The organism is Frigoribacterium sp. AC512, from assembly GCF_979258295.1.
Genome location: NZ_OZ409850.1, coordinates 103,944 through 129,076, shown reverse-complemented (window position 1 = coordinate 129,076; position 25,133 = coordinate 103,944). Strand labels below are relative to the sequence as shown.

Sequence of the window (25,133 nt, the reverse complement as noted above, 5' to 3'; positions counted from 1 at the left end):
CGCGGGGGTCCGGCCGGCTCGGACCCCCGCGACGCGTCGCATCGATCGCCCTGAGGGCTAGAACGCGGCGAGCGCGCTCGTCGAGAGCTGCTGCACGGCCGCGTTCGCGCACGCCTCGTAGCTCGAGCCCGACGCGCCGACGAAGATCGACCGGACCGATCCGGGCGGGTAGATGCGGAACCCGTCGGTCGCGGTGGGCTGGCACTCGGCCGGGTCGTAGTTCCCGGCCTGCGTGATCTTGACGAGGGCCTGGGTTTCCCCTCCCGGCGCCAGGTCCTGGGTGTCGTGCGGAGTGCCGCGGTCGAGGGTGGCGGAGGCGCCGACCTGGGTGCCGTTCCCGCCGCCGACGAACGAGACGCCCGGCCAGCCCTGCAGCGTGCAGGTGCGATCGCCGGTGTTCGTGAAGATGAACGCGACGCCGTAGCTGCCCGCCGCGCCGCCGCCTCCCTGACCGCCTCCGTCGGCGATCTCGATGCCGAGCTCGTCGACCGTGCAGCGGGCCGACGCGTCGCTCGAGGCACCGTCGCCGAGGTCGCCGCCGCCTCCCGAGGCGCCGTCGGGACCCGGGGTCGCGCTCGGCTCGGCGGGGTCGGTCGCGGCGGGGCTGTCGGAGGCGACCGGGTCGGGAGCCGACGGCGAGGCGGACGAGGAGGCGCCGGTCGACGACACGTCCGGGTCGCCCGAGGTGCAGCCCGCGACGAGCAGGCCGAGCGACGAGGCCAGCACGAGGGGGACGATGATCTTCACGGAACGGTTCATGTACCGATCGTGCACTGTCTGCAGGGAGCGTGCACTTCGTTCAGGGAGATCGTCCATCCCTCTGGCCGAGGAACGCACGCGGCGGAGCCAGCGTGGGGACGTGCCGTGCGCACCACCGTGCCGTGGCCGGTCGTCGTCGGGTCGTGGCTGGCCGACGGCTCCGTCTTCGACGCTCTCGACTGCCTGCCCGGCGTGCACCACGACATGCACCTCGAGGCGCCCGACCGTGTGTTCGAGCTCGTCGCCGACGTGCTCTAGCCCGCCTCCCGCGCCTCGCGCCTCGCTCGCCTCGCGCCTCGCGCCCGATCGAGACGACGCGTCCGGGGAGTCACGCGCGCTCGCAGCCCCCGCGAGCGTCATCGGGATGCGGCTCGCGGTGCCGCGATCAGACTCACAGGACCCTCTTACCGCATCCTTGAGGTTCTGTTATGTTCCGGGCAGGGGCTCGCCCCTCCTCCCTCGGGGTGCTGGGCCGCGACGGAACTGCAATGACGCACGTATCCACCTCGAGAGAAAGAACGCCCTTGCGCTCATCAGCCAGAAGGGGCCTCGTCGCTGCGCCGACGGCCCTCGCACTCGCCCTCGGAGGTGTCCTGCTCGCCGCAGGGCCCGCCTCCGCGGCCGCTCCTGTGACGATCACGTCGCCGGCGCCCGGCTCCACCTACGACAACTCGGCCGGCCTGCCTCAGGTCGTGCCGATCACGGGCACCGGCCTGCCGACCACCGACGACCTCGTGCTCACCTACGACATCGGCACCGCCACCCCCGCTCAGGCCCTGTTCAGCGGCACGACGCACAACGACGACGGCTCGTTCTTCGTGAACGCCAACTTCGGACAGCTGCCCCCGGGTGAGACGACTGTCGTGGCGACCGTCGCGGGCGCGGATGCGCAGTCGGGCCTCGCCGACCCCGAGGTGACCCCGCTGGCCTACACCTTCGAGCTTGCCGTCGCGCCGAACCCGGCATTCCCCTTCACCGTGACCTACCCCGGCACGGGCACGGTCGTCGACACGACCACGCCCGTCTTCACCGGAACGGCGCAGCCCGGCAGCACGGTCACGGTGACGTACAGCAACAAGAACCTCGGCAACTCCACCGCCGGCACCGGCATCGCCGACCTCGCCGGCAACTACTCGATCCCGACGACGTTCCTCGACCTCGCGCCGGGCTCGCTCGGCACGGGTGCGAACGTCACCCAGTCAGGCCCGGCCGCCCAGGTCGGCTCGCTGGGCGTGGCCTTCACGTTCGCCACGGCGCCCGTGCCCGCGATCACGCCCGTCGTGGTGGCAGCCCCCCGCCAGTTGACGGTCGACGAGGCCACCTCGACCGGCTTCGCCATCACGGCCGCCGGCTTCAGCCCCGGCGAGGAGGTCCGCACCACGGTCTTCCAGGCCGACGGCACCGCGATCCAGCTGGTCGACCGCGAGCTCAACTACTACGCGGACGACGACCTGGGCGGCTACACCGACACCGTCGTCCTCGAGGCAGGCATCGTCGCCGACGACTACACGATCTCACTTGAGGGCGTCCGCTCCGGCGTCCTCCTCGCCGTGACCGTCGCGGTCGTGGACGAGGTCGTCCTGCTCACGCCCACCCCGGTGATCACCAGCCCCACGGAGGGGCAGGTCGTCACGGGCGGCACCGTCACGATCTCGGGCACCGGCCCCGTCGGCACGGGCATCATCGTGACCGTCGCCGACTCGTCCTTCCTCGACGGGACCGTCACCGAGGCCCCCGCCGCCGGCCGCTTCTACATCACCGACCTCGCCGACCCGATCCTGGTCGACGCGGAGGGCAACTGGACGGTCTCCGTCTCGCTGCTCCCCGGTGAGTACGTCACCCAGGCCATCGCGGCCGAGCTGAACGCCGACGGCTCCGTGAACGAGGCAGGGGCCGTGTCGAACGTCTCGAACACCGTCACCTTCTCGCTCGTCGCCGCCGCCGTGGCGCCGCCCGTCGTGACCCCGGCCGCGCCCGTGGCGCGTCCGGCCGGTCTCGCCTACACCGGTTCCGAGGCGTCGCAGGGCGTCGTCGGCGCCGCGCTGCTGCTGCTCGTCGGCGGAGGGCTGCTCGTCGCCGCCCGTCGCCGCCGCGCGCTGACGGTCGACTCGGCCGAGTAGCACCGCACCACCTCGCCCGCCCCGGGCGGCACCACGGACTTCCGTGGTCGCCGCCCGGGGCGGGCGTCGTCGCGGTCGTCCTCACACCGCGAGTTGCCACTTCGCGGGGCCTCACCGCCTCCAGAGCACCGCGAAACGGCAAGTCACCTGTGGCAGAGGGCGCGAGCACGCGAGGGCGCGAGCACGCGAGCACGCGAGGGCGCGAGCACGCGAGCCGAGGAGGCGGGCGAGCAGACGAGGCAGTTCGGATGACTTCCGCAGGTCCTCCCGGGGGTCTGCACATCGTGGGCCAGCACGATGTGGTCATGCCCGACTTCAAGCGCCTCCTGGGCGCCGCCGCGAAAGCGCTCGGTGACTCGAACTCCTCCTCGTCCTCCCGCAACGGCCAGCCGCCGCGACCGGGCGCCGGGTCCGGCTCCGGCTCGGGCACCGACTGGCGCGACCTCGTCCGCACGGCGGCCGACAAGCTCACCGGCGACGGCAGCCAGCAGCAGCAGCAGGGCGACCAGCGAGGAGGTGGCCCGCAGCAAGGGCAGGCCGGCTACGGCCAGCAGCAGGGGCAGGGCTACGACCAGCAGGGCCGGCAGGGCTACGGCCAGCAGGGCCAGCAACGGCAGAGCCAGCCGGGCGGCTACGACCCGCGCCAGCAGGGCGGCCACGACGGGCGTCAGCAGGGCGAGCAGCAACGCCCGGCCCAGCAGCACAGCGCGTCCGGCGCTCCCCGCGCGACCGAGGCCGACCGCGTCGCCCTCGGCAAGTACGACTACCTCCTCCGCACGGCCGAGCCCGAGCAGCTCGAGCAGGTGCACCGCGACGCGTTCGCCCGCCTGACCCCGCAGCAGCGCGAGCTCGTCCAGGCCCGCCTCACGGAGGAGCTGCCCGCCCACGAGCAGCCCCGCAGCGGCAGCACCGACGACCTCGCACGGGCCGCCACCCGCGGCGAGACCGTGCACCCCGGCCTCATGCAGCGCGTCTTCGGCGGCCACGGCCGTCCCGGCCAGGGCTCGGGCGGCGCCGGCTCCGGCGCCCGTCAGGGCTCCGGCGCAGGGAAGTTCGCCGCGGGGGCAGCGGCCGGCGCAGGAGTCGCTGCACTCGGCGGGCTGGCCCTGGCGGTCGCCGGCGGCGCCGCCGTCAGCAGCGTCGCGGGCCCGCTCCTCTCGGGGGCGCTCGCGAACGGCGTCGACTTCGGCGGCCTGGCCGAGAACTTCGGACTCGAGGGCATCGCCGGGCTCTCCGAGGGCCTCGGCGGCCTGACCGAGGGCGTCGACGGCATCGCACAGGGCGGCGAGGAGTACCTCACCGGCCTCGGCGAGCAGGTCGGCGGTCTCGGCGAGGGCTTCCAGATCCCCGGGCTGGGTGACCTCGGCGGTCTCTTCGACCGCTAGCGCGCCTCCTGCGGCACGTGCCGGGGCCCCGCGTCCGCGCCGCACCGCACGCGGTGCGTCGTCCGCGCCTCCGCACCCGCGGGACCCGCTCAGACCCTCGTGCGCGCACGGGGTCTGCGCGGTTTCCGAGGGTGCCGGAGCATGATCCCCCAGGAGGCGCCACCCGGCCGCCCCAGGAAAGGACCGTCATGAGCGACACCACCGGAAACGACCCCTTCGCCCGCCTCCCCGAGGTGCCGAGCTTCACCGTCACGAGCGACACCGTCGAGGACGGCGCCCCCTTCGCGCAGCAGCAGTACTCCGGGGCGTTCGGCGTGCCCGGCGGCCAGGACGTGTCGCCGCAGCTCTCGTGGTCGGGCGCCCCCGAGGGCACCAAGAGCTACGCCGTGACGGTCTACGACCCCGACGCCCCCACGCAGTCGGGCTTCTGGCACTGGGCCGTCGCGAACATCCCGGCGTCCGTGACCGACCTGCCCGAGGGCGCCGGCGACGCGACCGGCGCACAGCTCCCCGAGGGGGCGTACCAGCTGCCGAACGACTCGCGGGCTCCCTCGTTCATCGGTGCCGCACCTCCTGCGGGCCACGGTCAGCACCGCTACTTCGTGACCGTCCACGCGCTCGACGTCGAGGACATCGAGGTGCCCGCCGACGGCACGCCCGCGTTCCTCAACTTCACGATCGCGTCGCACATCCTCGCGCGCGCCACGCTGGTCGCGACGGGCGAGATCCCCGCCGAGTAGCCCGGCACTGTCTCTCGCTCTCCTCATTCAGGAGGCTGAGTCCTGAGTCCGCACTGCGCAGGACTCAGCCTCCTGAACCGTGCTCAGTTCAGGAGGCGCCAGCCGCGACCTCCTGACTACGGGAGCGAGCGCACGGTCGCGCACCGCCCCTCCTGGCCGCTGTCTCGGCGAGTTGCCCCGAACTGCTGCCTCCGATCGCGTGAGGCAGCACTTCGGGGCAACTCGCCGCCACCGCCGCCGCTGTGGCCGAACGCCGCATGTGCGAGGGTGCGGGCATGACCTCCCCGCAGGCGCTCTCCGAGGCCGACCGCCGACTCGTCGCCGCGTGGGCTGCCGACTGTGCCGAGCGCGTCCTGCCCCTCTTCGAGCAGGAGGCGCCCGATGACGACCGCCCCCGCGACGGCATCGCGCGAGCTCGGGCCTTCGCCCGCGGAGAGCTCGACGCCGCCGGCGAGATCCGCCGCCGCTTCGTCGCCGGGCGTGCCGCACAGGCCGTGACCTCGCCAGCTGCGAGGGCCGCTGCGTGGTCGGCCGGCCAGGCGTCGGGCGTCGCCCACATGGGCGCCCACGCCCTCGGCGCCGCGGCCTACGCGGCGAAGGCCGTGGCGCTGGCCGCCGGGTCCTCGCAGGGCACTGCCGCAGGAGGCGCCGCCGAGATCGCTTGGCAGCTGCAGCACCTGAGCGGGCCGGTCCGCACGGCCCTCGCCCGCCTCCCCCTGCTCGGAGAGGACAGCTCGGGCCCCCTCGGCACGGGCCTGCTCGCGTCGGGCACGCTCGGCGAGGCGATCCGGACGCTGCAGGCCGAGCTGCGTCCCGAGAGCTGACCGCTCCGCTGTCGAGTCACCCTGTCGCCCCGGGTCGCTTACCCCTCAACGGGTGACTACCGCCGAGTATCGAGTGCCCTAGGCTGCCGCTGACTCCCGCTCCACGACCAGACCGGACCCCGCCCGATGTCGCGTGCCCTCCTCCGCCCGTCCTCCCGTCGCCGCCCGGTCGGCGCCGCCGCCGCCGTCGCGCTGATCTCCGCCGTCGCGCTGCTCCCGTTCGGGCCGGGAGGCGGGGTGCCGAGCGCGAACGCCGCCCCGGTCGGCACGGTGTCGCCGCCGGCCGGTCCGACGACCGGCGGCACGCAGGTGGCCCTCACGGTGCCCGCGGCGACGCGGTTCACGCAGATCGCGACCGGTCGCGAGTCGGCGTTCGGCATCGACGACGGCGGAACGGTCTCGACGTGGGACCTGCGCCCGCGCGGCACGTCGAGCATCCCCCGAGTGGTGTCGATGCCCGCCGGCGTCCGGGTCGTGCAGATCGCGGCGGACGACGCGACGGTCATGGCCCTCGGCTCGGACGGCACGGTCTGGGCGTGGGGCGACGGCAGTTCCGGCCAGCTGGGCCGGGGCGACGGGACGTCGTCCGGGGCACCCCTGCAGGTGGTCCTCCCCGGCAACCCGTTCGTCACGCAGATCTCGCTGAGCCGGACGCCGCTGGCGCTGACGGACGACGGCCGGGTGTTCGCCTGGGGCGCGTCCGAGAGCCTGGGCACGGGGGCTCCCGCCGGACAGCTTTCCCTGCCGGTGCAGGTGCCGGTCGCGGGGATCACCTCCGTCTCGAGCAGCTCGACGCAGTTCGCCCTCGCTGCGGACGGGACCGCACAGGCGTGGGGCGTCAACGAGTTCGGCGAGCTCGGCGACGGCACGACGACCGCTCGCCCCCTTCCCGTGCCCGTCTCCCTGCCCGACGGGCGTCGCTTCGCGCAGATCTCCGGCGGCCAGGACGGACACGGCCTGAACACGCCCTTCGTCTACGAGGAGCACACGCTGGCGACGGCCACGGACGGGACGACCTGGACCTGGGGTGAGTACTTCGCGGACGAGCCCGTGCAGTACTCGGTCTACGCCTCGAGGACGCCGCTGCAGGTCGAGCTGCCGACGGGCGTGCGGTTCACCGAGGTGACCGACGGAGGCTCCGCATCGTTCGCGACGGCCGACGACGGCTCAGCGTGGGCCTGGGGCGAGGGCGCCGTCAACACGGGTGCGAGGTCGGGCCCGCAGCGACCTGCCCTGCTCACGCTGCCCGGAGGCCGCACGGTCGAGCAGTTCACCTCGGACGGATCGACGTCGGGCGCCCTCGCCACCGACGGTGCCGTCTTCTGGTGGGGCTCGACGGTCGACAGGGACGACATCCCCCAGTTCAACAGCTTCTACCAGGCCACGCCCGATCGCGTGCCCGCGCCCGGCGCCGTGACGGGCGTCTCGCTCGACGGGGTCTCGGTCGCCGATCCCGTCACCTCGGCCGAGCTCGACGCCGACGGCAACCGGACGGTCACCTTCACGGCCCCGGCTCACGCCGTCGGCACCGTGCCCGTCGTGGTGACGACCGACGACGGACGCAGCTTCCCGTTCTCGTACGCCTACGGCGTCGCCCCGACCGTCACCTCCTCCCCGCTGCCGTCCGGCACAGCAGGCTCCGCGTACTCGGCCACCCTCACCGCCTCCGGAACGGGCCCGGTCTCGTTCGGCGTGGTCGGGGACTCCTTGCCTGCTGGTCTCGTTCTCGACGGCGCCACCGGACTGGTCTCGGGCACCCCGACCGCGTCGGGCACCTCGGTCGTCACGATCTCGGCGACGAGCCCCTACGGCACGACGACCCAGGCGAGCACCGTCGTCATCGCCCCCGCCGCCGTCGTCCCCGCCCCGGCGCCCGGCTCGCCCTCGGGGGCACCGTCACAGGCACCGGCACCGGCACCGGCACCGGCACCGGGGGCAGCTGCACCCGTGGCAGCAGCGCCGGCGTCGACCGTCGACGCGTCGGACCGACCGGCGGGGCTGGCGTTCACCGGCTCGGAGGCCGCCGTGGCCGCAGGGCTCGGCGCCCTGCTCGCATCGACCGGCCTGGCCCTGGTCGTCGCCGCCCGTCGGCGCAGCACACGATCGGCCACGACGACCTCCGCCTAGGCCGGGCACGGGCCGGACGCCCCACGCGCCCCGCGCCCGCGCCCTGCGCTGGCGCCCCGCGCCCGCACCCTGCGCTCGCGCACGCACCCGGCGCCCGCGCCCGCGCCCGGCGCCCGCGCGCGCCCTGTGCCCTGTGCCCTGTGCCCTGTGCCCTGCGCCCTGCGCCCTGTGCGACGCCTAGCCCGCCGGCGGACGCTGCCCGTCACCGGCAGTCGCACCAGCCGCAGCCGCCGCACCTGCCCGGTCAGCGGCGGCGCCCTCACCCTCGGCACCGGGCTCGACGCCTGCAGCCGGCCCCGACTTCAACAACTTCAGCCCGACGACGCTGCCGACGATCCCCGCGAGCAGCAGCACCCGCACGACGGTCACGGCCTCGCCGCCGGTGAGCATGCTCCAGGTGACGGTGAACGCCGCGCCGAGACCGGCCCAGATCGCGTACGCGGTGCTGATCGGGATGTGCCGCGTCACCCAGCCGAGCGTCAGCATCGAGGCGGCGAGGCCCAGCACGAAGACGACGGAGGGGGCGAGCACCGAGAGCCCCTCGCTCCGACCCAGCGCGGTCGCCCAGACCGCCTCGAGGACGGCACTGAGGACGAGCACGACCCACGGCATCAGCTGACCACCTTGAGGCCGACGACGCAGCCGATCAGCACGGCGAGCAGCAGTGCGCGGGCGACGGTCAGCACCTCCTGGCCGCGGACGACCGCGATCACGACGGTCAGCACGGCGCCGATCCCGACCCAGACGGCGTAGGCGGTGCCGACGGGCAGGTCGTTCATCGCCAGCGCGAGGCCGACCATGCTCAGGACGAGCGCGACGACGAACAGCGCCGTCGGCCCCTTCTTCGTGAAGTTCCCCGACGCGCCGAGCGCCGACGCCCACACGGCCTCGAGCACCCCCGCGACGATCAACAGCAGCCAGGCCATGACGGGCCCCTCTCCTCCGGCGCACTGAGCCGACCTCGTGTCGACACCCTGCGCGACCCGTTGTCGCACAGTCGTGCGGAATCATTTGTAGCACGTTTTCGCACAGTCGTGCCAGAATCGACGGATGCCCCGCACCGTGGACCTCGACGACCGCCGCCGCATCGTCGGCGAAGCCGCCTGGCGGGTGCTGGTGCGCGAGGGCCCGACGGAGGTGTCGGTCCGCAAGGTCGCCGCCGAGGCCGGCCTGCCTCCCTCGTCGCTGCGCTACACGTTCCCGACGCAGGCGAGCGTACGCGACGCGGCCGTCGAGCTGCTGGTGTCGCGGCTGCGCGAGCGCGTCGACCGGGCGGCGACCGCGCCCGGCGGACGCGACGCGGCCCGGGCCGTCCTGCTCGAGCTGCTCCCCCTCGACGACGAGCGGCGCGCCGAGATGGAGGTGACGGTCGCCTTCGCCGCCCTCGCCCTGACCGACCCCTCGCTGCGGACGGCGCACGAGCAGACGCACACGGCGGTGCGCGACGTCTGCGCGCTCGCGCTGGCGCACCTCGACGCCCGCGACGACGGAGGAGACGGTGGCGCGGCGGGCGCCCCCGGCACCCCCGGGCCGGCCGGCGTGGACGTCGAGCTCACCCACGCCGTCGTGGACGGTCTGGCCCTGCACCTGCTCGCCCAGGCCGTCAGCACCGACGCCTCCTGGGCGGTCACGGCTCTCGACACGCACCTCGGGCTGCTGGCACTGCGCCCCTGATGCCCCGCAACGCACTGACTTTCGTGCACTGCACCGCGTCTGGACCCGGTGCAGTGCACGAAACCCGGTGCGACGTCATGCGACAGCGCAGTCGGCCAGTCCGCAGGAGGTGCGGGCCGTGCCAGCAGACCGCTCGCGACCAGGGACGACGCCCGCACACGCACGAACGCCCCCGCTCACGGCGAGGGCGTTCCTGCAGCCAGCGGATTGCACGAACGCCCCCGCTCACGGCGAGGGCGTTCGTGCGACCAGCGGGTGCGACCTATGCGAACGTCGCCGCGTCGATCACGAAGCGGTAGCGCACGTCCGACTTGAGCACGCGGTCGTAGGCCTCGTTGATCTGGTCGGCGCTGATCAGCTCCGTCTCGGGCAGGATGCCGTGCTCGGCGCAGAAGTCGAGCATCTCCTGGGTCTCGCGGATGCCGCCGATGGCCGAGCCGGCCCAGCTGCGGCGAGCCGGGATCAGCGCGAACGCGGGCACCTCGAGGGGCTCCGAGGGGGCGCCGACGTTGACGAGGGTGCCGTCGACGGCGAGCAGGCCGAGGTAGGCGCCCATGTCGATCTTGGCCGACACCGTGTTGACGATCAGGTCGAACGAGTTCGCCAGGTCGGTTAAGGTCTGCTCGTCGCTGGTCGCGTAGTGCGCCTTCGCGCCGAAGCGCAGCGAGTCCTCCTTCTTGGAGGTGGTCTGCGACAGCACGGTGACGTCCGCGCCGAGCGCGGCGGCGATCTTCACGCCCATGTGGCCGAGGCCGCCCATGCCGACGATGGCGACCTTGGTGCCCTCGGTGACGCCCCAGTGGTGCAGCGGCGAGTAGAGCGTGATGCCGGCGCAGAGCAGCGGCGCGACCTTGTCGTAGTCGAGCGACTCGGGCACGCGCAGCACGAAGTCCTCCGTGACGACGACGGCCTGCGAGTAGCCGCCCTGGGTGACGGTGCCGTCGGCGGGGTCGACGCTCGTGTAGGTGCCGGTGTTGCCCTTGGCGCAGTACTGCTCGTCGCCGCGCTGGCAGTACTCGCACTCACCGCACGAGTTCACCATGCAGCCGACGCCGACGCGGTCGCCGACCTCGTGCTTCGTGACCTCGGAGCCGACCTCCGAGACGGTGCCGACGATCTCGTGGCCGACGACCTGCGGGTACTGGATCTCGCCCCACTCGCCGCGGACGGTGTGGATGTCGCTGTGGCAGATGCCGGCGTAGGCGATGTCGATCATGACGTCCTTCGGGCCGACGTCCCGGCGCTCGATGGTCGTCGGGACGAGGGGCTCGGTGGCGGACGGTGCCGCGTAGGCCTTGACGGTGCGCATGTGTGCTCCTGTGTTCGTGTTCGGTGGCGATGTCGGGGAAGAGGAGAAGAAGAGGGGGAAGACGAGGAGGTGCGGGCCGGGCCGCCGGGCCCGCCCACGCTGACGAGGGGCCGCGTCGCTCAGTACCGCGCCGGGAAGGCGCTGCGCCTGCCGCACACCGTGAGGCCGAGGGCGAGGGCGCCTGCCCCCATCATGACGACGGGGAGCACGAGAGGGCCGACCCCGCCGAGCAGCAGCGCTCCGAGGACACCCGCCGCGAAGATGGCGACGTTGAAGGCGACCGGCAGGAACGAGTTCGCGACGTCCGCCTCCGCGCCTCCTGCGGTCGTCAGCGCCGCCTGCAGCTGGGCCGAGGCCCCGCCGAAGGTCAGCCCCCAGAGCACGGAGGCGGCGAGCACCGCGGCCGGGGACGCCTGGCCGACCAGCAGCACGGCCCCCGCGACGACGAAGAGGGCGACGCTACCGTGCAGCAGGGGGCGGGGGTGCCGGTCGAGCAGCGCGCCGGTGACGACGATGCCGCCGATCGACGAGACCCCGTAGACGAGCAGCGTCAGGTCGACGCCGAGGCCCGAGCCGCCGGCCCGCAGGTACGGCGCGACGTACGTGTAGATCGTGTTGTGCGCGATCATCCACGCGGCGATCACGGCGAGGATGACGACGACCCCGGGGAGGCGGAGGACGCGGCCGAGCGGGAGGCGGCCCGAGGCCGGGGCGGACGCCGGGGTCGCGTCGGGCACCACGGTGAGCACGAGCACGAGGGCGACGAGCCCGATCAGGCTGAGGCCGCCGAACGACCAGCGCCAGTCGAGGGCCGTGCCGAGCCAGGAGCCGAGGGGCGTCCCGAACGCGAAGCCGACGGGGGCTCCGGCCGAGACGATCGCGAGCGCGCGACCCGCGCTGCCGGGCGGGCTGATGCGGCGGCCGTGCACGGCGAGCATGCCCCAGATCGTGCCCGAGAAGGCCCCGGCGACGAACCGGGACGCGAGTGCGACGCCGACCGTCGGCGCGAAGGCGGTCACGACGTTCGCGAGCACGAGCCCGGCGAGCGCCGCCGCGAGCACGGGGCGACGCCGCAGGCCCCGGGTCAGCGTGATCGCGGGGACGGTCGCGACGACGGTGCCGAGCGCGTACGCGCTGATGAGCAGCCCGACGGTGCCCTCGCTCGTGTCGAGGCCGGAGGCGATCTGCGGCAGCAGCCCGGCGGGCATCGTCTCCATCGCGACGAGCACGAAGCCGATCGTCGCGAGCACGACCAGCGAGAACAGCGGCAGGCGGGTCGGGGTCGACGTGCCGGGCTCGCCCGCGAGGGCGACGTCGGCAGCGGGCGTGGACGCGGGTGCGGGGGCCTTCGTCAGGACGGGTCCTCTCAAGGTCGAGGGCAGGGGCGAGCTGCGGTCAGCAGCAGCAGCAGGAGGGGCGACGCCGACCTGCGGCGTCGAGATCCACGCTACGCACGCGCCCCGCAGACTGACAGGCACTGCCAGGGCACCCCTCCCGACGAGCGCTCCCTCTCCGCTCCCACGGCTGGTGTCAACCCCTCCAGGTGAACGGCAGGTGTCATTTGCGTGAACTGCAACCTTGTGTTCAGCTATGAGTTCGCCCACACCGCCGTGGACGAGGAAGGCCGAGATGACCACTGATCACCGCGCCCCGCGCACCCCCACCGAGACGTCGTCGCGACGAGGGCTGACCGCCTTCCTCGCGGCCCCGCCGCCCGCTCCCCGACTCGACGACGCGACCGTCGCACGTCGCTACCCGCGCCTCCGGCTGCAGGTGTTCCTGGGCATCTTCATCGGCTACGCCGCCTACTACCTGATCCGCAACAACGTGCCGCTCGTGTCGACGATCCTCAAGGACGAGAACGGCTTCAGCACCGTCGGCCTCGGCGTCATCACCAACGGCGTGCTGCTCGCCTACGGCTTCAGCAAGTTCCTCAGCGCGATCGTGAGCGACAAGAGCAGCGCGCGGTTGTTCCTGCCGATCGGCCTCGCGCTCTCTGCCCTCGCGAACCTGTTCATCGCCTTCGTCCCCGCGGTCGGCGCCTCCGTCGCCTTCTTCGCCGTGGTGATGATCTTCAACGGGTTCTTCCAGGGCATGGGCTGGCCGCCCAGCGGCCGCACCCTCGTGCACTGGTTCTCGACCTCCGAGCGCGGAGGCAAGACCGCGATCTGGAACGTCGCGCACAACGTGGGAGGCGCGGGTGCCGGAGGCCTCGCCGGTGTGGCGCTCGCGTCGTTCGGCACCTGGCAGAGCGTGTTCTGGTTCCCCGCGGTCGTCTGCCTCGTCATCGCGGTCGTCGCGCTGGTGCTGCTGCGCGACACCCCCGAGTCCGAGGGCCTGCCGCCCATCGAGGAGTACCGGAACGACCCGGCCCCCGTCGAGACCGACGCCGCCGACGAGGGCGCCTCGACCTGGTCGACGATCCGCCGCTACGTGCTCACGAACCGCACCATGGTGAACCTGGCCCTGGCCAACGTGTTCGTGTACACGCTGCGCTACGGGGTGCTCGTCTGGGCGCCGGTCTACCTGTCCGAGGTGCGCGGCGCGAGCCTCGGCGAGGGCATCGCCGGCTTCTCGCTGTTCGAGCTGGCCGGCATCCCCGGCACCCTGCTCTGCGGCTACATCAGCGACAAGGTGTTCAAGGGCCGCCGCTCCCCCACGGGCATCCTCTTCATGACCGCGGTCGGCGTCGCCGTCGCCGTCTACTGGCTGTCGCCGGTCGAGGGCCCGCTCTGGATCTCGCTCGCCATGCTCGTCGCCATCGGCGGCCTCATCTACGGCCCGGTCATGCTGATCGGCCTGCAGGCGCTCGACCTCAGCCCGCGCTCGGTCGCCGGCACCGCGGCCGGGTTCACGGGGCTGTTCGGCTACGTGCTCGGCGCGACGCTCGCCTCCACCGGCATCGGCCTGGCCGTCCACGCGTTCGGCTGGGACGTCACCTTCGTGCTGATCCTCGCCTGCGTGGTGCTCGCCATCGTGCTGCTGGCGGTCGTCGGCCGCGACGAGCGCGCGCTGAACGAGCGCAAGCGCGCCCGTGACGCCGAGGAGGCGGCGGCCCGCTAGCCGGGACCGGCCGCGGCGCGCGTCGCATGCGCACCTCCCCCAGAACGACGAACCTCCGTGATCTTCCGCGGAGGTTCGTCGTTTCCACGTCGGGACGGCGCCTCCTCAGCTCGACTCGTCGAGCACCCTCACGAGCTCGGGCCAGAGGCTCGCCGCCCACAGCTCGTGCACCCGCCGCCACGACCACAGCTGGCCGCCCAGGCGTGCGCTGCCGACGGCCGGCTCGGGCTCGGGGAACGGCACGAAGACGCAGTCGCCGCGCTCCCGGACGAGCCGCTCGGACTCGGCGTTGAGCCGCGCGATCTGCCCGTGGACACGGCCTCGCGCCCCGCGCGACGTGAGCCGCAGCCGGTCGATCGGCGGGATCCCCGCGACGAGCACCGGACTGAGCACGCTCCCCGGGTGCCGTGCGGCGTCGAGCAGCCGGTCGAGGTCGCGACGCCACGCGGCGGCGGAGGTCATCAGCAGCACGTCGCTGAACCCCAGCGCGACGACGACCGCGTCGACGTCGGGCACGGCCGAGGCCGGCTCGTCGGCCGCCGCCCGCACGGTCAGCACCTGGGCCGGCCCCTCGACCCAGACGAACGGTCGGCCCCTCGCGGCGCCGACCGCGGCCGCGACGCGGCTGAGCGTCGTCAGCTCCTCCTCGAGCACGCCGAACCGGGCCGCGGCCGCGTTGCCGACGTAGGCGACCCGGTCGGCGGTGACGTCGTCGAGCAGAGAAGGAGGCGCGGTGGCCGCAGGCGGGAACGTCCCCGACCGCACGGCCCGGCGGAAGAGCGCGAGCCGCAGCCTCAGCGCCGGCCGCAGGCAGGCCCAGACGACGTCGTGCGGCTGCAGCATCGGCACACCGCGCTCGGTCGCGCCGCCGTTCGGCAGGCCACGCTCCGTCGCGCCGCCGTCGCTCGCGGGATCGGTCACCGCGCCTCCTCGGTCGATCCGACCCTACGCCCGGGCCGCCCGACGGCGCCGTCGTGCGTGGTGCGCGGTGCGCGGTGCGCAGTGCGCAGTGCGCAGTGCGCAGTGCGCAGTGCGCAGTGCGCGCAGGCGCAGTGCGCGCAGGCGCAGTGCGCGCAGGCGCAGTGCGCGCAGGCGCAGTGCGCGCTCGCGCGCTCGCGCGCCGGCGCGTCGGTACGTCCGCACCCTCAGGACCCGCGCGCACCCTCGCTCGCGCGCGCGGGTGTACGCGGCTCCGAGGGGTGCGGACGCCCTCGCGACGGGCCTGCCGTGGCGAGCGCCGCCTCCTGCAGGCTCGAGGTCGTGCGCAGACTCGAGGTCGAGCGCGGGCTCGTGCTCGTGCGCGGGCTAGTGCTCGTACTCGTACTCGTACTCGTACTCGTGCTCGAGCTCGTGCTCGTGCTCGTGCTCGTGCTCGTGCTCGCGCTCGCGCCCGTGGCGACCAGCTCAGGGTGCCGGCCAGGGAAGACCAGCCGCCCTACGAGCAGCACGGCCCGCCAGAGCACCGCGCCGACGACGGCTCCGGCGGTGTTGGCGATCACGTCGTCGATGTCGGTCGCGCGGTTGCCGCCGATCGTGAGGTGCAGCACCAGCTGCAGCAGCTCGACCATGACGCTCGCGACCAGCGCGATCGCGGCGACCGGCACGACGCCCCGCAGTCGGCGCCGACCCGACGACCCGAGCCCCGCCCGCCCGCGTGCCGCCAGCCCGCCGCCCGCCAGACCGCGGCCCGTCAGGTACGCCCCGAGCGGCACCGTCATCACGATGTTCAACCAGAACGACCGGAGGTGCAGCGAGCTGAGCGCGTCGAGGTTCATCATCGGGCGCCACAGCGAGTCCGGCGGTGCGTCGAGGTCGATCACGAACGGGAAGAACGTGACCGCGACCAGCGCTCCGAGATAGGCGACGAACGACGTGCGCCAGAGGGTCGTCCCCAGGTCGGCCCCGGCCCGCCGCGAGCGCAGCCCCACGAGCGCGACCGCGAGGATCGTCACGGGGACGACGGTCGCGAGCGCCGGGACGACGAGGTGGAGGGTGGCGAGGTGCATGGAGTCCGTTTCTCTGGGCCTTCAGTCTCGCTGCCGCGACCCGGGGCCCGCTTCGCCCGCAGGGCTGAATGCGCCCCGCGTGTGTAGACAGTCCCCATGGAGATGAACACGCGCCTCGGGCGCATCATGTACGGCATCAGCCTCGTCGTCAGCGTCGGCATGATCGTCGTCGTGTGGGCGGTGCTGCAGCCGAGCGTCGTGTTCTCGGTCTTATTCACGCTCTTCGTCGTCGGGATCGCCGTGTGGAACGGCCGCAAGGCCTTCGGCGCCTCGCCCGAGCCGCGCTGACCGTACCTCGCTCCGGCCGCAGCTCCGGGTCCGCAAATGCCGACCGCGCCATCGGCAATACGGGCTTTTCCGGGTATCGGGAGTCTCCCCGCGCCTCCCCGGTCGGGTCTTGCGGCAGCCAGGGCCGCCGAGGCGGGTGCGACCAAGGGAGGCGTCTCCCGCCCCGCCCGCAGGCCCGACGTCGCGATCGAGGTGACGCGTCGAGGGGGTACGCCCCGATCGGCCCCCTTCGACGCGTCACATGGTTCGAGAGAGTCAGCTCGGGCTAGGCCGAGGCTGAGCTCGCACCCGCAGAGCGCGCAGCCGCGTGCCGCGTCATCGAGTTCGCGAGCTCGGCGAGCGCGGTCGTCACGACGGCCAGCTCGGGCCGCGACGCGAGCCCGTCGAAGACCTCGAGGTAGTACCCGATCTCGCCCTCGATCAGCGCGACGCCGTCGGGGGCGATGACGAGGACGCTGCTGCGCCGGTCCGTCGGGTGGGCGGCGCGGTCCAGGAACCCGGCGTCGGTCATCCGGTCGACGAGGCTCGTGACGGAGCCGGACGAGAGCTCGAGGTACGCGGCGAGCTCGCGCGGCGTGACGTCCGTGCCGCCGTGGACGAAGTACAGCGCGCGCAGGTCCGAGACGCCGATCCCGTGGTCGGCGGCCACGATCTTCATCAGGGTCTCGGCGCGCATCTGCGCCGCGCCGAACGCCTGCATGAAGCCGGTGACGGAGTCGGGGCCGACGCCGGCGTCGTGACCGGCGCCTCCGTCGAGGGAGGGGGCCGCGGCCGGGGTCGGGTCCGGTGCGGTGGTCGGTCGGGTCATGTGCCTGGGTCGGGTCGAGAGTGTCGGGGTGGTCATGTTCGCTCCTGCGCTGAGATCGGCATCCGTGCCGACGATTAGATTAGCGAGAATCTCGACCGTCGAGACACCCCCCGTTCGGTACTGCGCGATCCGGACAGCCGAGGAGGCGCGTGACCGTCCGAAGACCGCCCCGGCCCGCGCCCGTCCCCGTTCCCACCCCCGCCGCGTGCGACCACCTGTCGGCGGGCGAGACCGTCGTCAGCGGGCCGTCGCGGCAGCCCGCCTCCGACGAACTCGCCCGCCGTCCACGCGACGGGTCCGCAAGGACCGAGCCCGCCGCCGTCAGGCCGACCGACGCCCGCCTGACCGCGCCGCGGACGCGGCCGGGCCTGCATGAGGCACGGAACTCCACAACACCTCTTGCGCAACACCTCTTGTGCACCTACCGTTGCCTCATGACCCGCGACGAGCCCCGCTCCACCCTCACCGACGCCGCCTCGATGCGCGCGCTGGCCCACCCGACGCGGCTGCGCCTCCTCGGCCTGCTGCGCCAGCGCGGTCCGCAGACGGCGGCGCAGCTCGGCGACGTGGTCGACGAGGCGCCGGGCACGGTCAGCTACCACCTGTCGAAGCTCGCCGCGAGCGACCTGATCCAGCCCGCCGACCCGCAGAGCGCCGACCGTCGCGAGCGCTGGTGGCAAGCCACGGCCCTCCTCACCTCGTGGGAGCCCGCCGACCTGCTCGACGACCCCGAGCGCCTCAGCGCGTCGGCGGCCCTCGAGAAGTCGATCGTCCAGGCGAACGCCGCGCGGTACACCCAGTACGTCGACGAGATGCCGACCCTGCCCCGCGAGTGGGTCGCGGCGGCGGCGGGCGGCGACCGCGCGATCCGCCTCACGGTCACGGAGCTCGCCGCCCTCCGCGCCGAGCTCGAGTCCGTCGTCGACCGCTGGGTCGACGTCGGCGACGCACACGACCCCGCCGACGACGACGGAGCCGAGACCGTCGTCCTCGCCTACCAGGCCTACCGGCACCCAGGAGGCGCGGGCGCGTGACCGAGGACGCCCCGGCCCCCGAGACGGTCGCCCCGGGATCTGCCAGCCCGACAGGCCCTACCAGCGCGACCGCCCCCACCAGCGCGACGGGCCCGACCAGCGCGACCCGCCCGACCGGCGCGACCGGCCCCACCAGCGCGACCGGCCCCACCCGCGCCACCAGCGCGACCGGCCCCACCCGCGCCACCAGCGCGACGGGCCCTACCAGCCCGACCGGCGCGACCGGCCCCACCAGCGCGACCGGCGCGACCAGCGCGACCCGCGCCTCCCGCACCGCCCTCTCGGCGCTCGTCGCCGCCCACGCGATCTCGCAGACCGGCAACGTCGTCACGGCCTTCGCGGTCCCCTTCTACGTCCTGGCGCTGGGCGGCTCCGGGGTCGAGATCGGCGTCGCCGCGGCCTTCGCGACCGCGCCGGTGATCATCGGCGGGCCCCTCGGCGGGGTCGTCGTCGACCGCGTCGGCCACCGCCGCGCCGCGATCGTGGCGGACGTCGTGAGCGGCGCCTACGTGCTCGCGATGCCGGTGCTGGCGCTGACCGTGGGCCTGCCGTTCTGGGCGCTGCTGGCACTGGTCTTCGTCGCCGGCCTGCTCGACACGCCCGGCCAGACCGCGCGTCGGGTGATGCTCCCCGGCCTCACCGAGCGCGCCGGCATCCGCATCGAGCGGAGCGTCGGCCTGCTCGACGGCTCGGAGCGCTTCGCCAAGCTGATCGGGGCGTCGCTGGCTGGTCTGCTCGTCGCCGCCGTCGGACCGATCCCGTCGCTGTTCGTCAACGCCGCGACGTTCGCCGTCTCGGCGGTGCTGACCTGGACGCTGGTCCCTGGGCCTGATCCGTCCCGTGACGGATCAGCCAGCTCGGCGAGCCCCCGCCCCGCAGCGCCCGCCGGCGAGGGCACTGAGGGCCCCGAGGTGCCCGGCAGCCGCAGCCGCGACCGCACCGGCAGCACCGAGCCGACCCGCGCCTCCTACTGGCAGGACCTCGCCGAGGGAGCCCGCTTCGTGGTCCGCGACCCGCTGATGCGGCTGATCGTGGCGCTGGTGCTGGTCACGAACCTCCTCGACGCGGCGCGCGGATCGACCCTGCTGCCGCTCTACGCCAACGACCGACTAGGAGGTGCGGCGAGCCTGGGACTGCTGGTCGCGACCATGGGCGGCTGCGCCCTGCTCGGCAACGTCGCCTTCGGCTTCGTCGCGCACCGGGTGCCGCGGCGGGTCACGTTCGCGCTCTGCTTCGCCCTGGCCGGCGGTCCCTCGAGCCTGGCGTTCGCGCTCGGCGCTCCGCTGCCCGTGCTGGTCGCCGCGACCGCGCTGTCGGGACTCGCGGCAGGGTCGCTCAACCCGATCCTCGCGACGGTCGAGCTGGAGCGGGTGCCCGAGCACCTGCGGGGCCGCGTCTTCGGCCTCCTCAACGCGGGGGCCTGGGCCGGGGTCCCGTTCGGAGCCCTCCTCGGCGGAGTCGCTGCCGACACGATCGGCCTCACCATCGCCTTCGGAATCGTCGCGGCGGTCTACGTCGGGGTGACGCTCACGCCGCTGGCGGGCGGGTCGTGGCGGCTGATGGAGCGCGGCGCGGTCCGCCTCGAGACGCACCGCACGCCCTAGCCTCGGCACACGAGCACCGACCACCCCTCGGTGAAGGCGTGCGCACCGGCCCTGACGGAGCAGTAGCGGCCGCGGCCACGGCCGCGGCCGCGGCCGCGCTCGTGCTGGTCACCGCCGCCGCGCTCGGGTGCCCACGCGTGTCCCTGTCCGCGTCCCGTCTCGTTCCGAGCATCACGTCGCATCACGGCGAGACGGGATGCTCGGAACGAGACGGGACACGTCGACGCCCACGAGCCGCCCGCGCGTGCCGTGGCTCTGTCGAGGTTCCCTCAGCGAACCCGACGGTTCGGTCGCTACTCTCGCGGCACGGCAACACCCGTCGCCCAGAGCGACATCTGCCGAGACCCGCAGAGCACCGTTGCTCGCGAACCCGAACGACCCGCAGCACCCGATGGCGAAGGAGCCACCCATGGACAGACTGACCAGCAAGATCGCCCTCATCAGCGGAGGCGCGCGAGGCATGGGCGCATCGCACGCCCGCGCGATCGTGGCCGAGGGAGGCAAGGTCGTCGTCGGCGACCTACTCGACGACGAGGGCCGCGCCCTCGCGGACGAGCTCGGCGACGCCGCCCGCTACGTGCACCTCGACGTGACGTCGCCCGACGACTGGGAGGCGGCCGTCGCCACGGCCGTCAGCGAGTTCGGCGGCCTCAACGTGCTCGTGAACAACGCCGGCATCGTCAACTTCGGCCGCCTCGGCACGTACACGCTCGACCAGTGGAACCTCATCCTCGGCATCAACGTCACGGGAGCCTTCCTCGGCATCACCGCGGCGAAGGAGGCGCTGGTCGCGTCGGCCCCGTCGTCGATCGTCAACATCTCCTCCACCGCAGGGCTGCAGGGCACCACGGCGCTGCACGGCTACGTGGCGTCGAAGTTCGCCCTCCGCGGCCTGACCAAGTCCGTCGCCCTCGAGCTCGGGGCCGAGAACGTGCGCTCGAACTCGGTGCACCCCGGCGTCATCCGCACCCCGATGACCGACGGCCTCGAGCTCGGCGACCAGCTCGGCGCCCTCCACCGCATCGGCGAGCCCCAGGAGGTGTCGGCCCTGGTCGTCTACCTCGCCAGCGACGAGTCCAGCTTCCAGACCGGGGCCGAGTTCGTCATCGACGGCGGCGAGCTCGCCGGCGAGAGCGACAGCGTCAGCGAGTAGGCCGGACCGAGCCGGACACCCCTGAGTGGACGATGCACCCCGCAACGACGGGGTGCATCGTCCACTTCGCGGTGTCAGACAATGCGGTGCCGGGCTTCGAGGTGCCGGGCTACGGGGCGCCCGACCGAGGGGTGCCGGGCCTGCCCGCCGCCCGTCACGCCCCCGGCTGCGGAGCCCGGACGTCGAGCGCCCACACGACGCCGAACCGGTCGCGGAGCTGCCCCGCCAACGGCGACCACGCGGAGGCGCCCAGCGGCTGCCGGATCTCGGCCCCGACGACGAGCCCCTCCCACACCGCCGTGATCTCGGCGGCGTCGTCGCCGCTGAGGTAGACGTAGCAGGAGTTCGCCCCCTGGTCGTACTCCTGGTGCGGCCAGACGTCGAACGCCATGACGCGGACCCCGCTCACGGTCTCGACCTGCCCCCAGACGATCCGGTCCGCCCACGCCGGGTCGTCGGAGGCGCCCATCTGTCCGTAGGTCATGGCCGTCGCCTCGGTGCCGAGCGCGGCGGCCCAGAAGTCGAGGGCCTGGCGGGCGTCTCCGTCGAAGTTGAGGTGCGGGGTGGTCGAGATGGTCATGACTGTCTCCTCGTCGTCGCGCAGTCCTCGGTGGTGAGGCCCGCGTCGAGAGCGACTCTCCTCCCCGATGCGGTCAGATCGTGACCGCATCTGGTGCGACGATCAGAACGTGACCAGCCCCTCCTCGCGGATCCTCACGCTCCTCTCGCTGCTGCAGGTGCGACGGGACAGCTCGGCGACGTTCCTGGCCGAGCGGCTCGGCGTGAGCCCCCGGACCGTCCGCCGTGATGTCGAGCGTCTGCGCGAGCTGGGCTACACGGTGACGACCCTGCGAGGGCCGGCCGGCGGCTACCGCCTGTCGGCGGGCAGCGAGCTGCCGCCCCTGCTCTTCGACGACGACCAGGCCGTGGCCGTCGCGCTCGCCCTCGCCGTGGCGCCCGCCTCCGGCACCGCCATCGGCGAGGCGGCCGCCCGTGCACTGGCCACCGTGCGGCAGGTGATGCCGTCTCGGCTGCGGCACCGGATGGACTCGATCGAGGTCCTCAGCACGCCCTCGGCGGTGGTCGTCGACCCGGAGGTGCTGGTCGCGGTGATCGAGGCGACCAGCGCCCACGAGGCGCTCCGGTTCGACTACGTGCCCGTCTGGGGAGAGGCCGAGGTCGGCCCGCCGCTCTCGGTCGAGCCGCACGCGGTCGTCACGAGCAACGGCCGCTGGTACCTCCTGGCGTGGGCGCCCGCCGCAGCTGACTGGCGCACCTACCGAATCGACCGGCTGCACCCGCGGGCGGCCACGCGCCGGTCGTTCAGTCGGCGCCCCGTGCCCGGGGACGACCCGGTCGCCTTCGTCGCGGCGCGGTTCCGGGGGTCGACCGACGCCTCCTGGCCCTGCGTCGGCACGGCACTGCTCGACCTCCCGGCGAGCGACGTCGCGCCCTACGTCGACGCCGACGCCCTCGTCGAGCAGGGGGACGACGGCCGCACGCGGCTCACGACGGGCTCGTGGTCGTGGGGCGCCCTCGCGGCCCGCTTCGCCGGGTTCGACGCGGACCTGACGCTCGAGGGGCCACCGGCGCTCGTCGAGGCAGGGCAGGAGCTGGCGCGGCGGCTGCTCGACTCGCGAGGCCCGGGCACTCGACCGTGAACGTCGACGCGTCGAGGCGCGGCCCGGCCCCCGAGATCGGCCCGCCCGGCCAGCCCGCGCGCGCAGCCGAGATCGACCCGTAGGGTTGTCACGACATGACCTGGGGCGGTGCAGCAGATGACAGACACGACTCTTCCCGACGACCTCTTCGCTGACCTGGACAGGGGCGGCCCGGTGCCTCTCTGGTACCAGATCTCCACTCGCCTCGAGGCCTCCATCCTGAGTGGTCAGCTGCCCGCCGGCGCGCGGCTCGAGAACGAGGTCGGGCTCGGCGAACGGCTAGGCCTGTCCCGCCCGACCATCCGCCGTGCGATCCAGGAGCTCGTCGACAAGGGCCTCGTCGTCCGTCGACGGGGCATCGGCACGCAGGTCGTCCACGGGCCCGTCACGCGGAACGTCGAGCTGTCGAGCTTGTTCGAGGACCTCGCCCTGAGCGGTCAGGCACCGACCACACGCCTCCTCACGCACGACATCACCCCCGCGGACGAGAAGACGGCGACCGCGCTGGGCGTCGAGGTGGGCGCTCAGGTGAGCCACGTCCGTCGGCTGCGCCTGGCCGACGACGTGCCCGTCGCGATCCTCGAGAACTACCTGCCGCTCGACCTCGCACCGTTCTCCGATGCCGATCTCGCGGCCCGGGGGCTGTACCAGCTCCTCCGCTCCCACGGCGTGACGATGCGGGTCGCGAAGCAGAACATCGGCGCCCGAGCCGCCCACGGGGACGAGGCGCAGCTGCTGGAGATCGAGCCTCGGGGTGCCGTCCTCACGATGACACGCACCGCCTACGACGCCTCGGGCCGAGCCGTCGAGGTCGGGCACCACTGCTACCGACCCGACCTCTACTCGTTCTCGATCACCCTCGTCGACAAGTAGCGCCCGGGGCCGGGTCGGGGTCAGCCGAGGCCGGGGGCCGCGGCAGGGACCTTCAGCTCGCCGTTCATGTACTGGGCGACGCCGAACCCGAACGACCAGTCCTGCGGCCCGTTCTCGACGTAGCCGATGAAGACGTCCTCGCCGGCCACGCCAGCACTCTCGAGTCCCCCGGCGATGCGGGCGTACAGAGCCTGCTTCGTCTCGTCGCTCCGGCCGCGCTGGGTGAAGATCTGGATCATCACGACGCCGCCGGTGCGCTCGAAGCCGAGCCCCGCGTCCTCGGCGACGATGCGCCCTGCGGGCAGCTCGTTGACGACCTGGAAACGGTCTCGGACCGGGATGCCGTACACCTCGACGATCGCCTCGTGGATCGCGTCGGCGATCGCGGTGATCTGCTCGGGCGTGCGGCCGGTCATCAGGTCGATGCGGACGAGGGGCATGGCGGGGTCCTCACTGTCGGTCAAATGTAAGGACATACTAACAAGACTACGGCGGAGACGCCAGGCCCGACACGAGGAGGCGCGGAGTCCGAGAACGGACCCCGCGCCTCCTGCGCCCTTCAGCCGCAGATCAGATCGCGGGCACGATCACGTCGCGGACGAGGGCGTCGAGCTGCGCGTCCGCCTCCAGGAACTGGCGGAGGGTCCTGACGGTCGCGCCGAAGCGCTCGAACTCGTCGAGGGTCATGCCGGCGACGTCGTAGGCCCGGTGCCACTCCTCGGGGATCTTCTCGGCCAACGACTCGAGGATGCGGGGGTCGACGGGGACGTCGATGCGGTTCTCGACGGGGAGCGCAGCGGCGTTGATGTCGACCTGCCATGAGAACGGAGGCGACACCACGAGGTCTCCCCCGACGAGCTCGGACCACTGCAGGTGGTTCCGGAACGCGGCCGAGAGGACTCGTGAGCGATAGCCACGGGCCACGAACTCGTGGTGCGCTTTCTTGAGGGCCGCGACGCCCGCCCACTCGAGGTGACCGGGGTCGATCATGACGTGGTCGCGCTTGACGACCGCCTTCAGCCAGTCGTCGAGCCGCCCGCCCATGAGGGTGACGACCGAGCCGAACTCGTGGTTCGTGAGGCCCTCCGCGGTGCGACGGTGGAGTCCGCGCTCGATGGCGGCACCGACGGCGACGGCCTGGGCGACGGTGAACGAGACCGTCGCGTTGATGCTCACACCCCGGTACGTCGCCTCCTCCATCGCCTCGATGCCGATCTTGGTGGCGGGGATCTTGACGATGATGTTCTTCGCCAAGGACGAGAAGTGAACGGCCTGCTCGACCAGCGCCGCGGCGTCTCGGTGCAGGCGCGGGTCGGTCTGCATCGACAGACGTCCGTTGCGGCCGCCCGAGGCCTCGAACTCCGCCTCGAGCAGGGCTGCGGCCTCGATGCTGAGCTGCTCGACGGCGAGCCACCCGATCTCGGACTCGCCGGCGGTGGGGTTCGCGTCGGCGATCTCGCGGAGTCGAGGCGCCCAGGTCGCGAGGTCGTTCTTGATCACCGTGTAGGCGATGACGGGGTTGCAGGTCGCCCCCACCGCCCCGAACCCGATGGAGGCGGCGAGCTCGGTGACGTCGGCCGAGTCGTTCCACAGGCTGGTGGGGGTGTCCTGCGCCGCCCGGAGCAGGGTCGGCCGCTCGTCGGTCGCGGTCGTGGTCGGGTCGGCGGTCGGGTCGGTGAGGGTCGTCATCGTTCTTCTCCGGTGT

The 25,133-nt window shown here is 73.3% G+C and carries 25 protein-coding genes; 14 read left to right on the top strand and 11 right to left on the bottom strand.

Annotation, left to right across the window (positions count from 1 at the left end; genetic code table 11):
- Window positions 1-57: 57 nt before the first annotated feature.
- Window positions 58-759, bottom strand: a complete 702-nt coding sequence (locus ACZZ97_RS00540; protein ID WP_463471892.1) for a DUF4232 domain-containing protein — start codon at window positions 757-759, stop codon at window positions 58-60.
- A 105-nt stretch (window positions 760-864) separates the two neighbouring features.
- On the opposite strand from ACZZ97_RS00540, the gene ACZZ97_RS00535 reads away from it, so the two are divergent.
- The 6 genes from ACZZ97_RS00535 (at window position 865) to ACZZ97_RS00510 (ending at window position 7,955) form a co-directional block, all read left to right on the top strand.
- Window positions 865-1,017 (top strand): hypothetical protein, encoded by a 153-nt coding sequence (locus ACZZ97_RS00535; protein WP_314103110.1) that lies wholly within the window; start codon window positions 865-867, stop codon window positions 1,015-1,017.
- Window positions 1,018-1,283: 266 nt separating this feature from the next.
- Window positions 1,284-2,879, top strand: coding sequence for a hypothetical protein (locus tag ACZZ97_RS00530; RefSeq protein ID WP_463471891.1), 1,596 nt, complete (start codon window positions 1,284-1,286; stop codon window positions 2,877-2,879).
- 305 nt (window positions 2,880-3,184) lie between these two features.
- Window positions 3,185-4,264, top strand: coding sequence for a hypothetical protein (locus ACZZ97_RS00525; RefSeq protein ID WP_463471890.1), 1,080 nt, complete (start codon window positions 3,185-3,187; stop codon window positions 4,262-4,264).
- A gap of 188 nt (window positions 4,265-4,452) precedes the next feature.
- On the top strand, window positions 4,453-5,004 hold the full coding sequence (locus ACZZ97_RS00520; RefSeq protein ID WP_463471889.1) for a YbhB/YbcL family Raf kinase inhibitor-like protein: 552 nt from the start codon (window positions 4,453-4,455) through the stop codon (window positions 5,002-5,004).
- A 275-nt stretch (window positions 5,005-5,279) separates the two neighbouring features.
- Window positions 5,280-5,828 (top strand): putative immunity protein, encoded by a 549-nt coding sequence (locus ACZZ97_RS00515; RefSeq protein WP_463471888.1) that lies wholly within the window; start codon window positions 5,280-5,282, stop codon window positions 5,826-5,828.
- 126 nt (window positions 5,829-5,954) lie between these two features.
- Complete coding sequence (locus ACZZ97_RS00510; protein WP_463471887.1) at window positions 5,955-7,955, top strand: putative Ig domain-containing protein; 2,001 nt, start codon at window positions 5,955-5,957, stop codon at window positions 7,953-7,955.
- A gap of 177 nt (window positions 7,956-8,132) precedes the next feature.
- Here ACZZ97_RS00510 and ACZZ97_RS00505 read toward each other — a convergent pair whose 3' ends face one another.
- Both ACZZ97_RS00505 and ACZZ97_RS00500 read right to left on the bottom strand, forming a co-directional pair.
- Window positions 8,133-8,567: a DMT family transporter gene (locus ACZZ97_RS00505; protein WP_463471886.1), complete on the bottom strand. Its 435-nt coding sequence runs from the start codon at window positions 8,565-8,567 to the stop codon at window positions 8,133-8,135.
- Window positions 8,567-8,881 carry a DMT family transporter gene (locus tag ACZZ97_RS00500; protein ID WP_463471885.1) on the bottom strand — a complete coding sequence of 105 codons (315 nt, stop codon included), beginning with the start codon at window positions 8,879-8,881 and terminating at the stop codon, window positions 8,567-8,569. The genes ACZZ97_RS00505 and ACZZ97_RS00500 overlap by 1 nt, the downstream gene beginning before the upstream one ends.
- 124 nt (window positions 8,882-9,005) lie before the next feature.
- On the opposite strand from ACZZ97_RS00500, the gene ACZZ97_RS00495 reads away from it, so the two are divergent.
- Window positions 9,006-9,629: a TetR/AcrR family transcriptional regulator gene (locus ACZZ97_RS00495; RefSeq protein ID WP_463471884.1), complete on the top strand. Its 624-nt coding sequence runs from the start codon at window positions 9,006-9,008 to the stop codon at window positions 9,627-9,629.
- Window positions 9,630-9,891: 262 nt separating this feature from the next.
- On the opposite strand, the gene ACZZ97_RS00490 is transcribed toward ACZZ97_RS00495, so the two are convergent.
- Together ACZZ97_RS00490 and ACZZ97_RS00485 are read right to left on the bottom strand one after the other, a co-directional pair.
- The gene (locus ACZZ97_RS00490) at window positions 9,892-10,938 is read right to left on the bottom strand and encodes an NAD(P)-dependent alcohol dehydrogenase (protein ID WP_463471883.1); all 1,047 of its coding nucleotides are present in this window, start codon (window positions 10,936-10,938) and stop codon (window positions 9,892-9,894) included.
- Window positions 10,939-11,057: 119 nt separating this feature from the next.
- Entirely contained in the window at window positions 11,058-12,308 is a 1,251-nt protein-coding gene (locus ACZZ97_RS00485; RefSeq protein WP_463471882.1) for an MFS transporter, read from the bottom strand.
- Between the two features lie 259 nt (window positions 12,309-12,567).
- Between ACZZ97_RS00485 and pgtP the strand changes: the two genes are divergently transcribed.
- Window positions 12,568-14,001, top strand: a complete 1,434-nt coding sequence (gene pgtP / locus ACZZ97_RS00480) for a phosphoglycerate transporter protein PgtP (protein ID WP_463471881.1) — start codon at window positions 12,568-12,570, stop codon at window positions 13,999-14,001.
- Between the two features lie 105 nt (window positions 14,002-14,106).
- On the opposite strand, the gene ACZZ97_RS00475 is transcribed toward pgtP, so the two are convergent.
- Both ACZZ97_RS00475 and ACZZ97_RS00470 read right to left on the bottom strand, forming a co-directional pair.
- The gene (locus ACZZ97_RS00475; protein WP_463471880.1) at window positions 14,107-14,922 is read right to left on the bottom strand and encodes an SGNH/GDSL hydrolase family protein; all 816 of its coding nucleotides are present in this window, start codon (window positions 14,920-14,922) and stop codon (window positions 14,107-14,109) included.
- A 224-nt stretch (window positions 14,923-15,146) separates the two neighbouring features.
- Window positions 15,147-16,007: a VanZ family protein gene (locus ACZZ97_RS00470; protein WP_463471879.1), complete on the bottom strand. Its 861-nt coding sequence runs from the start codon at window positions 16,005-16,007 to the stop codon at window positions 15,147-15,149.
- A gap of 96 nt (window positions 16,008-16,103) precedes the next feature.
- Here ACZZ97_RS00470 and ACZZ97_RS00465 point away from each other — a divergent pair, with 96 nt between their 5' ends.
- Complete coding sequence (locus ACZZ97_RS00465) at window positions 16,104-16,295, top strand: hypothetical protein (RefSeq protein ID WP_463471878.1); 192 nt, start codon at window positions 16,104-16,106, stop codon at window positions 16,293-16,295.
- A gap of 265 nt (window positions 16,296-16,560) precedes the next feature.
- Here the strand turns inward: ACZZ97_RS00465 and ACZZ97_RS00460 are convergent, their stop codons facing one another.
- A complete protein-coding gene (locus tag ACZZ97_RS00460) occupies window positions 16,561-17,139 on the bottom strand; it encodes a MarR family winged helix-turn-helix transcriptional regulator (protein ID WP_463471877.1) in 579 nt (192 codons plus the stop codon).
- A gap of 398 nt (window positions 17,140-17,537) precedes the next feature.
- Here ACZZ97_RS00460 and ACZZ97_RS00455 point away from each other — a divergent pair, with 398 nt between their 5' ends.
- The 3 genes from ACZZ97_RS00455 to ACZZ97_RS00445 all read left to right on the top strand — a co-directional run bounded on the left by ACZZ97_RS00455 (window position 17,538) and on the right by ACZZ97_RS00445 (window position 20,894).
- Window positions 17,538-18,137, top strand: a complete 600-nt coding sequence (locus ACZZ97_RS00455; protein ID WP_463471876.1) for a winged helix-turn-helix domain-containing protein — start codon at window positions 17,538-17,540, stop codon at window positions 18,135-18,137.
- Entirely contained in the window at window positions 18,134-19,741 is a 1,608-nt protein-coding gene (locus ACZZ97_RS00450; RefSeq protein ID WP_463471875.1) for an MFS transporter, read from the top strand. Before ACZZ97_RS00455 ends, ACZZ97_RS00450 begins: the two co-directional genes overlap by 4 nt.
- A gap of 409 nt (window positions 19,742-20,150) precedes the next feature.
- Window positions 20,151-20,894 (top strand): SDR family oxidoreductase, encoded by a 744-nt coding sequence (locus tag ACZZ97_RS00445; protein WP_463471874.1) that lies wholly within the window; start codon window positions 20,151-20,153, stop codon window positions 20,892-20,894.
- A 154-nt stretch (window positions 20,895-21,048) separates the two neighbouring features.
- Here ACZZ97_RS00445 and ACZZ97_RS00440 read toward each other — a convergent pair whose 3' ends face one another.
- Window positions 21,049-21,474 carry a VOC family protein gene (locus ACZZ97_RS00440; protein ID WP_463471873.1) on the bottom strand — a complete coding sequence of 142 codons (426 nt, stop codon included), beginning with the start codon at window positions 21,472-21,474 and terminating at the stop codon, window positions 21,049-21,051.
- Between the two features lie 109 nt (window positions 21,475-21,583).
- Between ACZZ97_RS00440 and ACZZ97_RS00435 the strand changes: the two genes are divergently transcribed.
- Window positions 21,584-22,555 carry a helix-turn-helix transcriptional regulator gene (locus ACZZ97_RS00435; protein ID WP_463471872.1) on the top strand — a complete coding sequence of 324 codons (972 nt, stop codon included), beginning with the start codon at window positions 21,584-21,586 and terminating at the stop codon, window positions 22,553-22,555.
- Window positions 22,556-22,672: 117 nt separating this feature from the next.
- A complete protein-coding gene (locus ACZZ97_RS00430; protein ID WP_463471871.1) occupies window positions 22,673-23,428 on the top strand; it encodes a GntR family transcriptional regulator in 756 nt (251 codons plus the stop codon).
- Window positions 23,429-23,448: 20 nt separating this feature from the next.
- Here ACZZ97_RS00430 and ACZZ97_RS00425 read toward each other — a convergent pair whose 3' ends face one another.
- Together ACZZ97_RS00425 and ACZZ97_RS00420 are read right to left on the bottom strand one after the other, a co-directional pair.
- A complete protein-coding gene (locus tag ACZZ97_RS00425; protein ID WP_463471870.1) occupies window positions 23,449-23,868 on the bottom strand; it encodes a tautomerase family protein in 420 nt (139 codons plus the stop codon).
- Between the two features lie 130 nt (window positions 23,869-23,998).
- On the bottom strand, window positions 23,999-25,117 hold the full coding sequence (locus tag ACZZ97_RS00420) for a transaldolase family protein (protein WP_463471869.1): 1,119 nt from the start codon (window positions 25,115-25,117) through the stop codon (window positions 23,999-24,001).
- Window positions 25,118-25,133 lie beyond the last annotated feature (16 nt).